Annotated in this window: 5 protein-coding genes; 3 read left to right on the forward strand and 2 right to left on the reverse strand. The window is 62.0% G+C overall.

The window, feature by feature from the left end:
* Positions 1-36: 36 nt before the first annotated feature.
* Positions 37-10,623, forward strand: a complete 10,587-nt coding sequence (locus AC3ITA_RS00720) for an Ig-like domain-containing protein (protein ID WP_489279137.1) — start codon at positions 37-39, stop codon at positions 10,621-10,623.
* A gap of 44 nt (positions 10,624-10,667) precedes the next feature.
* Entirely contained in the window at positions 10,668-12,182 is a 1,515-nt protein-coding gene (locus AC3ITA_RS00725; protein WP_150673737.1) for a TolC family protein, read from the forward strand.
* A 26-nt stretch (positions 12,183-12,208) separates the two neighbouring features.
* Here the strand turns inward: AC3ITA_RS00725 and AC3ITA_RS00730 are convergent, their stop codons facing one another.
* Positions 12,209-12,967 carry a slipin family protein gene (locus tag AC3ITA_RS00730; RefSeq protein ID WP_095945030.1) on the reverse strand — a complete coding sequence of 253 codons (759 nt, stop codon included), beginning with the start codon at positions 12,965-12,967 and terminating at the stop codon, positions 12,209-12,211.
* Positions 12,968-12,969: 2 nt separating this feature from the next.
* Positions 12,970-13,503, reverse strand: coding sequence for an NfeD family protein (locus tag AC3ITA_RS00735; RefSeq protein ID WP_489279140.1), 534 nt, complete (start codon positions 13,501-13,503; stop codon positions 12,970-12,972).
* A 197-nt stretch (positions 13,504-13,700) separates the two neighbouring features.
* Between AC3ITA_RS00735 and AC3ITA_RS00740 the strand changes: the two genes are divergently transcribed.
* A complete protein-coding gene (locus tag AC3ITA_RS00740; protein WP_095945028.1) occupies positions 13,701-14,162 on the forward strand; it encodes an aminoacyl-tRNA deacylase in 462 nt (153 codons plus the stop codon).
* The last annotated feature ends 2 nt before the right edge of the window (positions 14,163-14,164 follow it).

The raw sequence follows: 14,164 nt of genomic DNA on the forward strand, positions 1-14,164 counted from the left end.
CGGGCAACCGAAGGCCAACGGACGCCAGCGGCGCCCATGATCATGTCCCTTGAACCGCGCATGCTGTTCGACGGCGCCGTCGCCGCCACGGTGGCCGATACCGCGGCCCAGGCCGATAGTCATTCCACAACCGATGCCGCCAAGGCACCGACCGCCGATCACCCGACGGCCAGCAAGGACACCCACGGCCAGGCCGATGCCGCACCTGCCGCCAGCCCCGTCGCGGTGCCTGGCCAAAGCGTGGTGTTCGTCGATTCTCGGGTCAAGGATGCCGACAGCCTGATGCAAGGGGTGGCGTCCGGCACCCAGATCGTGAAACTGGTCGCCGGCAAGGATGGCTTGCAACAGATCGCCGACTACCTCGACCAGCATCAGGGCATCAGCTCGGTGCAGATCATTGCCCACGGCAACACCGGCGACCTGTGGCTGGGCGACAGCTATCTGTCGGCCGACAACGTCGCCGCCCGCAGCGCGGTGCTGGCGCAAATCGGCAAGGACATCAACGCTGGCGGGGACATCCTGATCTACGGCTGCTACACCGCCGATGGCGAGCGTGGCTTGAGCTTTGTCGATTCGCTGGCGCAAATGACCGGACGCGATGTAGCGGCTTCGAACAACCGCACCGGTGTGGGCGGCGACTGGGATCTGGAAATCGTCACCGGCAACATCGAAAGCGCCAACGTGCTGTCGACGCAAGCCATGAGTGATTACCAATGGGGCCTGGCTACATGGACCGCCACCAACAACGCCAACACGGGCGTCGGCTCACTGCGTGCCGCCATCGCCTCGGCGCAGAACGGCGACATCGTCACCTTTAACAGCAGCATGACGGTGCAGCTGACGTCCGAACTGCTGATCAACAAGAACATCACCGTTGATGGCGACTTGAACAACGATGGCGCGGCTGACGTGATTCTCGATGGTCAGTACAGGACCCGAGTGATTGAAGTGGCATCTGGCAGTACCGTGACACTCGATGGCCTGGTGATCACCAGGGGCCTGGTGTCGGGCACGGGCGGCAACGGTGGCTACGGTGCCTCGGGCGCGATGGCCGGTGGCATTTTCAACGCCGGTATTCTTACCCTGAAAAACGTAACCGTGACTTCCAACGGCGCTTCCGGTGGCGGCGGTGGTGGCGGTGTCACCGGCGCTTTTTACGGCGGTGGCGGTGGTGGTGGCGGCGGTTTGGGCGGCCAGGGCGGCGGGCATGGCGGTTCGTCAGGGCCGGGTACCGGCACGTTGGGCGGTGGTGCGGGCGGCGGCGGCGCCGGTGGTTACGGCGGCGGTTATGACGCGACCCACATGGGCGGTCGCGGCGGTACCACCACTGGCGGTGCTGGTGGGGTGGGCGTTTCCTATTACAGCAACGGCGGTAATGGTTCGACGGCCACCAATGGCACGATTTCCATTGGCGGCGGTGGTGGCGGGGCCGGTTGGGACAAGGTGGGTGGCGCTGGCGGCAACGCGGTGGGCGGGATCTACAACGCCAGTAGCGGCACGATCACCATCATTGGCACGTCGACCATTAGCAACAACATTGGCGCCGGTGGCGGCGGTGGCGGTGGCGGTGGCCAGGGCAGCAATGCCAGCAATGGCGGTGTGGGCGGCCGGGGCGTCGGTGCGATCTGGAACAAAGGCACATTGTTGATCACGGCAGCCAACTTCGCGGCCCTGGCCGGTAATGCCGCGGCCAGTGGTGCAGGCGGTACCGCGCAGGGCGGGGGGACAACCGGCACCTCGCCAACCTCCGTTGCGACAATCTATAACGACGGTGGTGTACTCAACACCGCGTATTCGCCGCCACCGACCGCGACCATTGTGGTCGCTGACACTACGCTGAGCATCGGCGAAACGTCCTTGGTGACGATCACGTTCTCCGAGATCGTGACCGGTCTCACCAACGCCGACCTGACGATTGCCAACGGTACGCTCAGTACAGTGAGCAGCAGTAATGGCGGGCTCACCTGGACGGCAACGTTTACCCCGACCGCCAGTATTACCGATACCTCCAATGTCATCACTCTGGACAACACCGGAGTGATAAATCTTCTGGGCACCGCCGGCGTCGGTACCACCAACTCCAATAACTATGTCGTCGATACGGCGCGGCCAACCGCCAGCATTGTGTTCACCGACACGGCCCTCAGGGTGGGCGAAACCTCGCTGGTGACCATCACTTTCAACGAAGCGGTCACCGGTCTCACCAATGCGGACCTGACGATTGCCAATGGTACCTTGACCTCGGTGAGCAGCGGCGACGGCGGCATTACCTGGACGGGGACCTTCACCCCGACCGCCAGCATCACTGACGCGACCAACCTGATCACCCTGGACAACACTGGGGTCAGCGACCTGGCAGGTAACGCCGGCAGTGGTACCACCGACTCGAACAACTACGCCATCGATACCGTGCGGCCAACGGCAACCATCGTGGTGACGGACACCGCGCTGAGAATTGGCGAAACGTCTCTGGTGACCATTACCTTTTCCGAGGCGGTCAGCGGTTTCACCAACGCCGATCTGACCATTGCCAACGGCACGTTGACCTCGGTGAGCAGCAGCGACGGCGGCATCACCTGGACCTCCACGTTCACCCCGAACGCGAGCATCAACGACACGACCAACCTGATCACCCTGAACAACACAGGGGTCAGCGACCTGGCGGGCAACGCCGGCAGCGGCACTACCGATTCCAACAATTACGCCATCGATACACTCCGCCCGACCGCGACCATTGTGGTCGCGGACACGGCGTTGAGAATCGGCGAAACCTCTCTGGTGACGATCACTTTCAACGAAGCGGTCAGCGGTTTCACTAATGCCGACCTGACCATCACCAACGGCACGTTGACCGCCGTGAGCAGCAGCGACGGCGGCATCACCTGGACGGCGACCTTCACCCCGACCGCCAGCATCACTGACGCCACCAACCTGATCACCCTGGACAACACCGGTGTGGCTGATCTGGCCGGCAACGCCGGCAGCGGCACCACCGACTCCAACAACTACGCCATCGATACCGTGCGCCCGACGGCCACCATTGTGGTGACGGATACGGCGCTGAGAATCGGCGAAACTTCTCTGGTGACGATCACTTTCAGTGAAGCGGTGAGCGGTTTCACCAACGCCGACCTGACCATTACCAACGGCACGTTGACCTCGGTGAGCAGCAGTGACGGCGGCATCACCTGGACGGCAACCTTCACACCTTCGGCGAGCATCAACGACACGACCAACCTGATCACCCTGGCCAATACCGGGGTCAGCGACCTGTCGGGCAACGCCGGCAGCGGCACCACCGACTCCAACAACTATGCCATCGACACGCTGCGCCCGACCGCCACGATCGTGCTGGCCGATACGGCGCTGACCGCGGGCGAAACCTCGCTGGTGACCATCACTTTCTCCGAGGCGGTAACCGGTTTTACCAACGCCGACCTGAGCATCGCCAATGGCACGTTGACCTCGGTGAGTAGCAGCGACGGCGGGATCACCTGGACCGCAACGTTTACCCCGACAGCAGGCATCATCAGCGCGACCAACGTCATCAGCCTGGCTAACACTGGCGTGGCGGATCTGGCGGGCAACACCGGCAGCGGGATCAGTTCCTCAGGCAACTACGCCATCGACACCGCTCCGCCGACCGCGACGATTGTGGTGACCGACAACGCCCTGAAAATCGGTGAAACGTCACTGGTGACCATCACCTTCAACCAGGCCGTGACCGGTTTCACCAACGCCGACCTGACCATCACCAACGGTACGTTGACCTCGGTGAGCAGCAGTGACGGCGGCATTACCTGGACCGCCACCTTCACCCCGACTGCCAGCATCACCGATACGACCAACCTGATCACCCTGGACAACACCGGCGTGCAGGCTGCCGCCACCGGTAACGTGGGCAGCGGCACCACCGATTCCAACAACTACGCCATCGACACCGTGCGCCCGACGGCCACCATCGTGGTGACGGACACGGCGTTGAGAATCGGCGAAACCTCGTTGGTGACGATCACCTTCAGTGAAGCGGTGAGCGGTTTCACCAACGCCGACCTGACGATTGCCAACGGCACCCTGAGCGCGGTGAGCAGCAGCGACGGCGGCATCACCTGGACGGCAACCTTCACGCCGTCGGCGAGCATCAACGACACGACCAACCTGATCACCCTGGATAACACCGGGGTCAGCGACCTGTCGGGCAACGCCGGCAGCGGCACCACCGATTCCAACAACTTCGCCATCGACACGGTCCGCCCGACCGCCACGATCGTGCTGGCCGATACGGCGCTGGCGGCGGGCGAAACGTCACTGGTAACCATCACCTTCTCCGAGGCCGTGACCGGCTTTACCAACGCCGACCTGAGCGTCGCCAATGGCACGTTGAGTGCGGTGAGCAGCAGTGACGGCGGCATCACCTGGACCGCCACCTTCACCCCGACAGCAGGCATCATCAGCGCGACCAACGTCATTAGCCTGGCCAACACTGGCGTGGCGGATCTGGCGGGCAATACCGGCAGCGGGATCAGTTCCTCAGGCAACTACGCCATCGACACCGTCCCGCCGACCGCAACAATTGTGGTGGCCGACAACGCCCTGAGAGTCGGTGAAACGTCACTGGTGACCATCACCTTCAACCAGGCCGTGACCGGTTTCACCAACGCCGACCTGACGATTGCCAACGGCGCGTTGACCTCGGTGAGCAGCAGTGACGGCGGCATCACCTGGACCGCCACCTTCACCCCGACTGCCAGCATCACCGATACAACCAACCTGATCACCCTGGACAACACCGGCGTGCAGGCTGCCGCCACCGGTAACGTGGGCAGCGGCACCACCGACTCCAACAACTATGCCATCGACACCGTGCGCCCAACGGCCACCATTGTGGTCGCGGACACCGCGCTGAGAATCGGCGAAACCTCGCTGGTGACCATCACTTTCAGTGAAGCGGTGAGCGGTTTCACCAACGCGGATCTGACCATTACCAACGGCACATTGACCGCGGTCAGCAGCAGTGACGGTGGCATTACCTGGACGGCCACCTTCACACCTTCGGCGAGCATCAACGACACGAGCAACCTGATCACCCTGGACAACACCGGGGTCAGCGACCTGTCGGGCAACGCCGGCAGCGGCACCACCGATTCCAACAACTATGCCATCGACACGGTCCGCCCGACCGCCACGATCGTGCTGGCCGATACGACGCTGAGCGCGGATGAAACCTCGCTGGTGACCATTACTTTCTCCGAAGCAGTAAGCGGTTTCACCAACGCCGACCTGAGCATCGCCAACGGCACGTTGACCTCGGTGAGCAGCAGTGACGGCGGGATTACCTGGACCGCGACCTTCACCCCGACCGCCGGCGTAAATGACACGAGCAACGTCATCACCCTGAACAATACCGGTGTCACCGACGTGGCCGGCAACACCGGCAGCGGCACCACCAACTCCGGCAACTACACGATTGATACCGTGCTGCCGACGGCTACCATCGTGGTTGCCGACAACGCCCTGCAAATCGGTGAAACGTCGTTGGTGACCATCACTTTCAGCGAAGCCGTGAGCGGTTTCTCCAATGCTGACCTGACCATCGCCAATGGCACTTTGAGCGCCGTCAGCAGCAGCGACGGCGGCATCACCTGGACGGCAACCTTCACCCCGACCAATGCCATCACCGACACCAGCAACGTCATCACCCTGGATAACAGCGGTGTGCAAAACGGCTCGGGCAACGCCGGCAGCGGCACTACCGATTCCAACAACTATGCCGTCGACACCATGCGCCCGACGGCTACCATCGTGGTCGCGGACACGGCGCTGGCGGTGGGCGAAACCTCGGTGGTGACTATCACCTTTTCCGAGGCGGTGACCGGCTTTACCACGGCCGATCTGACGGTGAGCAACGGTACGCTGAGCAATCTCAGCACCAGCGATAACATCACTTATACCGCGACATTCACGCCAACGGTTGGCATCACCGACACCACCAACCTGATCACCCTGGACAACAGCGGTGTGATCGACGGGGCGGGCAACGCCGGTAGCGGAACCACGGATTCGAACAACTACACTGTCGACAGCCAACGCCCGACCGCGACCATTGTCATGGCCGACTCAACCCTGAGTGCCGGTGAAACGACCCAGGTAACCATCACCTTCAGTGAAGCCGTGAGCGGTTTCACCAACGCGGATCTGAGTGTTCCCAACGGCACGTTGAGCGCGGTGAGCAGCAGCGACGGCGGCATCACCTGGACGGCAACGTTCACGCCGACCTCCGCGATCAATGATTCGTCCAACCTGATCACCCTGGACAACACCGGCGTCACCGACCTGGCAGGCAACACCGGCACCGGCACGACCAATTCCGCCAACTTCACTATCGACACTGTGTTGCCGACCGCTACCATCGTGGTCGCCGACAACGCTCTGAGCGTCGGCGAAACCACGCAGGTGACCATCACTTTTTCCGAGGCAGTGAGCGGATTCAGCAACGCCGACCTGAGTATCGCCAACGGCACGCTGAGCACGGTGAACAGCAGCGATGGCGGCATCACCTGGACGGCCACCTTCACGCCGACCGCCAGCATCTCTGACGCCACCAATCTGATCACCCTGGACAACAGCGGTGTGCAGAACGCCTCGGGCAACGCCGGCAGCGGCACTACCGATTCCAACAACTATGCCGTCGACACCATGCGCCCGACGGCTACCATCGTGGTCGCGGACACGGCGCTGGCGGTGGGCGAAACCTCGGTGGTGACTATCACCTTTTCCGAGGCGGTGACCGGCTTTACCACGGCCGATCTGACGGTGAGCAACGGTACGCTGAGCAATCTCAGCACCAGCGATAACATCACTTATACCGCGACATTCACGCCAACGGTTGGCATCACCGACACCACCAACCTGATCACCCTGGACAACAGCGGTGTGATCGACGGGGCGGGCAACGCCGGTAGCGGAACCACGGATTCGAACAACTACACTGTCGACAGCCAACGTCCGACCGCGACCATTGTCATGGTCGATTCAACCCTGAGTGCCGGCGAAACGACCCAGGTAACCATCACCTTCAGTGAAGCCGTGAGCGGTTTCACCAACGCGGATCTGAGTGTTCCCAACGGCACGTTGAGCGCGGTGAGCAGCAGCGACGGCGGCATCACCTGGACGGCAACGTTCACGCCGACCTCCGCGATCAATGATTCGTCCAACCTGATCACCCTGGACAACACCGGCGTCACCGACCTGGCGGGCAACACGGGTACCGGTACGACCAACTCCACCAATTTCACCATCGACACCGTGCTGCCGACCGCCACCATCGTGGTCGCCGACACTGCCCTGAACGTCGGCGAAACTTCGCTGGTGACCATCACCTTCAGCGAGGCGGTGAACGGTTTCAGCAACGCCGACCTGAGTATCGCCAACGGCACCCTGAGCGCGGTGAGCAGCAGCGATGGCGGCGTCACCTGGACGGCGACCTTCACACCGACCGCCAGCATCACTGACGCCACCAACCTGATCATCCTGGACAACAGCGGTGTGCAGAACGCCTCCGGCAACGCGGGCAGCGGTACCACCGATTCGAACAACTTCGCCATCGACACCCAGCGCCCGACCGCCACCATCGTGGTCGCCGACACTGCCCTGAACGTCGGCGAAACCTCGCTGGTGACCATCACCTTCTCCGAGGCGGTGAGCGGTTTCACCAACGCCGACCTGACCATCGACAATGGCACCTTGAGTGCGGTGAGCAGCAGCGACGGTGGCATCACCTGGACGGCTACCCTGACACCGCTGACCGGTATCGCCGACACCAGCAACCTCATCCAGTTCGATAACAGCGGTGTGCAGGATGCGGCGGGCAACGCCGGCAGTGGTGTCACGGACTCGAACAACTTTGCGATCGACAGCCAACGCCCGACCGCGACCATTGTCATGGCCGACACCGACCTGCGTCCCGGCGAAACGACCCTGGTGACCATCACCTTCAGCGAAGCGGTCAGCGGTCTGGACAGTTCCGATCTGAGCGTCGCCAATGGCAGCTTGAGCGGGTTGAGCAGCAGCGACGGTGGCGTTACCTGGACCGCGACGTTCACGCCGACCGCCGGCATCACCGACACCACTAATTTCATCATCCTGGACAACGCCAATGTCACTGACGCGGCAGGCAACGTCGGGAACGGGGTGACCAACTCGGCGAATTACCTGGTGCAAACCAGCGTGCCGACCGCCAGCATCGTGATCGCCGACACCGCGCTCAAGGCTGGCGAAACTTCTCTGGTGACCATCACTTTCAGTGAGGCAGTCGGCGGATTCAGCAACGACGACCTGACCGTCGCCAACGGTACATTGAGCAACGTCAGCAGCAGCGACGGCGGCATTACCTGGACGGCGACCTTTACGCCAACCTCAAGCGTTACCGACGCCAGTAACCTGATCACGCTCGATAATAGCGGCGTGGCCAGTGGGTCGGGTAACGCGGGGTCGGGCACCACCGACTCGAACAGTTTTGCCATCGACACGGTGCTGCCGACCGCCACCATCGTGGTCGCCGACACAGCGCTGAGTACCGGCGAAACCTCATTGGTGACCATTACCTTCAGCGAAGCGGTGAGCGGTTTCGACAACGGTGACTTGACCATCGCAAACGGCACCCTGAGCAATGTCAGTTCCAGCGACGGTGGGATCACCTGGACTGCCACCTTCACCCCGACGGCCGACATCACCGACACCAGCAACACCATCGCGCTGAACTCGGCGGGCGTGCAGGATGTAGCCGGCAACGCCGGCAGCGGCACGGTCAACTCCAATACCTACGCCATTGATACCCAAAGCCCGACCGCCACCATCGTGGTCGCCGACAGTTCGCTGGTGGCCGGTGAATCGTCGCTGGTGACCATCACGTTCTCCGAGGCCGTGAGCGGTTTCGACAACAGTGACTTGACCATTCCCAACGGCACATTGAGTGCCGTGAGCAGCAGCGACGGCGGTGTGACCTGGACAGCGACCTTCACGCCCACCAGCAATGTGAAGGACACGACCAACCTGATCAGCTTGAACAACACCGGGGTGTTCGACCTGGCGGGCAATGCCGGAACCGGCATCAGCAGCTCGGCTAACTTCACCATCGATACCGTGCTGCCGACGGCCACCATTGTGGTTGCCGATTCGCAACTGGGCATCGGCGAAACCACCACCGTGACCATCACCTTCAGTGAAGCGGTGAGCGGTTTCGACGTGTCGGACATCAGCGTTGCCAACGGCGTGTTGTCGAACCTGAGCAGCAGCGACGGCGGCGTGACCTGGACCGCGACCCTGACGCCCACCGCCAATATCAACGACGCAACCAACCTGATCGTGCTCGACACCGGTCGCGTGCAGGACGTTGCCGGCAACGTCGGCGCAAGTATCGCCATCTCCAACAACTACGCGCTCGATGCGACCCGGCCGACGGTGAACATCGTGGTTGCCAACCCGAACCTCGGCATCGGCCAGACCACTACGGTGACCTTCACCTTCAGCGAGGCCGTCAGCAACTTCGATCTGTCCGACCTGAGCGTGACCAACGGCGACCTGAGCAACCTCGGCAGCAGCGATGGCGGCAAGACCTGGACGGCGACGTTCACGCCGACAGCCAATGTCACCGACCCAAGCAACTTCATCGCCCTGGACACCCGCAACGTCACAGATCTGATGGGCAACACGGGCAACACGGTGGCGGTGTCGAACAATTACACCCTCGACAGCGAACTGCCGACCGCCACCGTGGTGATCGCCAATCCGAACCTGGGCGTGGGCCAGACCTCGCAGGTGACCATCACCTTCAGCGAAGCGGTCCGCGGTTTTGATTTGTCCGACATCAGCATTGCCAACGGCACCTTGTCCGACCTGAGCAGCAGCGACGGCGGCAAGACCTGGACCGCGATGCTGACGCCGACGGCCAACGTCAATATCGCCAGCAACGCGATCAGCATCGACCGCGCCGGTATCAGCGATATGGCCGGCAACAGTGGCAGCGGCGTGAGCCAATCCGACAACTTTGTCATCAACACGGTGCCGACCTCATCGGTTGTCGTCGTGACGGTAGACCCCGAGTTCCAAAGCAGCACCCCGGTGACGCTGCCCGATGTGCCCAACGTGCCGCTGCAACCGACCATTTTCACGCCTCCGACGGGCAACCTCACTTCTCCTTTGACCTTCCAGCCGTTGTTCGAGCAACGGGTGATCGGCAACGGTATCCGGCCGTTGGGCGATATTTTCATGAACCACGGGGCATTGACCCCGAGTTTCATCGCACAGGTTTTCAGCAGCACTGACGGCGGTGGCGACGGTTCGGGGAATGGTTTCCTCGGTTTCGGTGGCGGTGACGGCGGTGTGTTCAGCACCAGCACGCTGTCGAGCCTGTTCAATCAGGACAGCAGTAGCGAACGCGATTCGTTGAACGCCTTCGGCAGTCAGTCGATCAAGTCCGGCGATGTTTCCCAGGGCCTGCGCGGGGTGTTTGGCGCACCGACCCTGGGTCAGCAATTGCAACAGCTCAAAGACAACGAGCAGCAGCAGGTCGCCAACCTGGCCGCCGCTTTGAAACTGGCCGGTATCAGCGAAATGCAGGCCTGAAGAGAACTTTCACTTTTGATGCGGCACCCAGGGGCGATGCAAGGATGAATAGAAGTCATAAGTTGTTTGGAGCCAGTCTGCTGGCACTGGCGATCAGCGGATGCGCAGTCACCAGTGAGCCGATCGAACGCAGTGTCAGTGAACAGCGGGCCAAAAGTGACCTGCAAAACATGTACAAGGGGCAGGAACCTCTTGGCGGCCCTTTGACCTTGCACCAGGCCATGGCCCGTGCGGTGAAGTACAACCTCGAAGGCCGCTTGAAAATCATGGAGGAAGCCCTGGCCAAGCGTCAGCTCGACCTCGCCAGTTTCGACATGCTGCCGCGCATGGCGCTGGACGCCGGATACGTGGGCCGCAACAACGTCAACGCCTCCAGCAGCCAGAGTGTGCGCACCGGCACACAGTCCCTGGAGCCTTCGACCTCCCAGGACCGCGATCGTGATGTAGCGGACCTGACCATGGTCTGGAACGTGCTCGATTTTGGTGTCAGTTACATCAGCGCCAAGCAGCAGGGCGACCAGCGCCTGATCGTTCAGGAACGCCGGCGCAAGGTGATCAACACCATCGTCCAGGACGTGCGTTCGGCGTATTGGCGGGCGATGGCCGCCGAACGCCTGCTCACGCAGATCGACAGCCTGATGGCGCGGGTTGAAACCGCGCGCAACGACAGCCAGAGCATGAGCCAGCAACGCATTGGCGATCCGGTGCAGGCCCTTGGTTATCAGCGTTCGTTGATCGAAGCGACACGCCAACTGGAAGAACAGCGCCGTGCCTTGTCTTTGGCGAAGACCGAACTGGCGACCCTGATCAACCTGCCGCTGGGGACCGAGCTGACCCTGGCGACTGATAACGGTTATGAAATTCCCGAACTCAAGGTCGATCTGGCCACTCTCGAACAGGAAGCCCTGACCAGCCGCCCGGAACTGCGCGAGCAGGATTACCAGGCCCGCATCAGCGCGGCCGAGACCCGCAAAGCCATGTTGCGCCTGCTGCCCGGCCTGGAGTTTTCCGCTGGCGGACATTACGACAGCAACTCGTTCCTGGTGGAGCAAGGCTGGGCCGATTACGGCGTCAAAGTGACCTGGAACCTGTTCAATGTGATCTCGGCTCCCGCGGCGATCGACGTGGCCAAGGCTGGTGAAGAAGTCGCTACCGCGCGCCGTCAGGCGATGTCGATTGCGGTGCTGGCGCAGTTGTATGTGGCCAATGCCAATTACCGCGAGGCCTTGCGCCAGTTCAAGACCAATCAGCAATTGTCGGACATCGACGGGCAAATCGTCGGTCAGTTGCGCAATCGTCACCAGGCGGACGGCATTGGTGAACTGGATCTGATCCAGGGCGAACTCAACACCTTGCAGGCCGACCTGCGTCGAGACCTGTCGTACGCCGACTTGCGCAACGCCTATGGACAAATTTTCGCCAGCGCCGGCCTCGATCCGCTGCCGGATCAGGTGCAATCGACGCAAGTCCAGTCGATCGCCACGGCCTTGGCCAACCGCGAAGCGGCTTGGGCGGCGGGTGATATTGCGGTCCCGGTGGCTCATGCCCCGGCGCGTTGATCTGAGGACGCAAACGGCGGAGGCTGTCAGGATTTCGACGACAAATCCGCCATGCCCTTGAGCAACTCGATCGGTAGCGGAAAGACGATGGTCGAGCTCTTGTCGCCAGCAATCGAACTCAGGGTCTGCATGTAGCGCAGTTGCATGGCCCCCGGTTGGCGGCCAAGCATTTCGGCGGCCTGCATGAGTTTTTCCGAGGCCTGCAATTCACCCTCGGCGTGGATCACCTTGGCTCGCCGTTCCCGTTCAGCTTCGGCCTGTTTGGCGATGGCACGGATCATCGATTCGTTGAGGTCCACGTGTTTGATCTCGACGTTGGCGACCTTGATGCCCCAGGCGTCGGTCTGGGCGTCGAGCACTTGCTGGATGTCCAGGTTCAACCGTTCGCGTTCGGCCAGCAGTTCGTCCAGTTCGTGTTTACCCAGCACCGCCCGCAGCGTGGTTTGCGCCAATTGGCTGGTGGCAGCCAGGAAGTCCTCGACCTGGATGATTGCCTTCTGTGGATCGAGTACGCGGAAATACAGCACCGCGTTGACCTTGACCGACACGTTGTCGCGGGTGATCACGTCTTGCGGCGGCACGTCCAGCACCACGGTGCGCAAATCGACCCTGACCATTTGCTGGACCACCGGAATCAGCAGGATCAGGCCAGGGCCCTTTACCTGCCAGAAACGCCCGAGCTGGAACACTACCCCGCGCTCGTACTCGCGCAGGATGCGGAACGTCGACCCCGCCAGTGCGATGATCAACAATAGCAGCGCGACAAGACCCAATTGCAAACCCATGACTATTCTCCGCCCGGCGCCGCGTCAGCCGCGGCCACTTGCAGCAGCAAGCCCTTGCGCCCCACCACCCGTACCTGTTGTCCCGGTTGCAGCGGCGTTGCGCTGAGCACTTGCCATCGTTCTCCTTGCAGATGAACCCAGCCGCCACAGGCGTTGCCGGCCTGCAATGAGGTCACCGCCGTGACGCTGCCGAGCAACCCGGCATCACCGCTGACGGTGTGGCGCGGTCGGGTCTTCAGGGCGTGAAACACCAAGTAGGTCAGCAACAGCGCGCTGATCAGTCCCAGGCCGATCATCAACGGCACGGGCACTTCGGTATTGGACAGGATCACCGCGCCGATCACGAACATCACGATGCCGCCCAGGCCGATCACGCCGTAATTGGGCAGGGCCGCCTCGGCGATCAGGAACGCGATGCCGAAGGTGATCAACCAGATCCCGATGGGGTTGGGCACCAGCACCACAACCGTGTCGGCGGCGCAGACCGATCCGCTCAACGCCAACAGCAACGCAACTGCACAGCAACGCGTGTTCACTTGACCCTCCGGGAGAGTCTTGGGTAGCTCTGTAGACAGTTTAGTTGACCGGCGAGTTGTATGAATTTTGCTCAAATGTCGATGACATCCGATGGGCGGATTTCCCGCCGGAACGCGTCAGCGGGCCTAGACTTTCAGTACCGAAAGAAGTGTTAACCAGCGTCCGTCAGCGGTTGTTGCGGACACGGAGGTGCATCATGCGTATGGCAAGAACCGTGCAGCGAAGCCTGGAAAAGGCTAAATGCGAATATGACATCGTCAGCCACCCACACTCGGCCAGCAGCCTTGAAACGGCGCGGGTCGCAGGTATTCCTGCCGAACGGGTGGCCAAATCGGTGATCCTCGACGATCACCATGGGCATTACCTGATGGCCGTGCTGCCCGCCAGCCGTCACCTGGACCTGAGCAAAGTCCGCAGCAGCGGTGAGTGGCAGGTTTCCCGCGAAAGCAACCTGGCGCACCTGTTCGATGATTGCGAACGCGGCGCCGTACCGGCGCTGGGTGAGTCCTATGGGTTGGAGGTGGTCATCGATCCGCTGCTGACCCGGCAGAAAGACATCTATCTGGAGGCCGGCAACCACGTCAACCTGGTGCGCATGGACATGCCCGAGTTTCTGAAAATGGTGCCCCATGCCGAGGTTCGGGAGTTGAGTCATTGAGT

This window comes from Pseudomonas sp. GL_090 (genome assembly GCF_057837765.1).

Excerpts from the sequence above, each read along its gene's own strand:
- AC3ITA_RS00730 (WP_095945030.1), bottom strand. The coding sequence starts at position 12,967 with ATGGGTTTGCAATTGGGTCTTGTCGCGCTGCTATTGTTGATCATCGCA.
- AC3ITA_RS00740 (WP_095945028.1), top strand. The coding sequence starts at position 13,701 with ATGCGTATGGCAAGAACCGTGCAGCGAAGCCTGGAAAAGGCTAAATGC.
- AC3ITA_RS00725 (WP_150673737.1), top strand. The coding sequence starts at position 10,668 with ATGAATAGAAGTCATAAGTTGTTTGGAGCCAGTCTGCTGGCACTGGCG.
- AC3ITA_RS00720 (WP_489279137.1), top strand. The coding sequence starts at position 37 with ATGATCATGTCCCTTGAACCGCGCATGCTGTTCGACGGCGCCGTCGCC.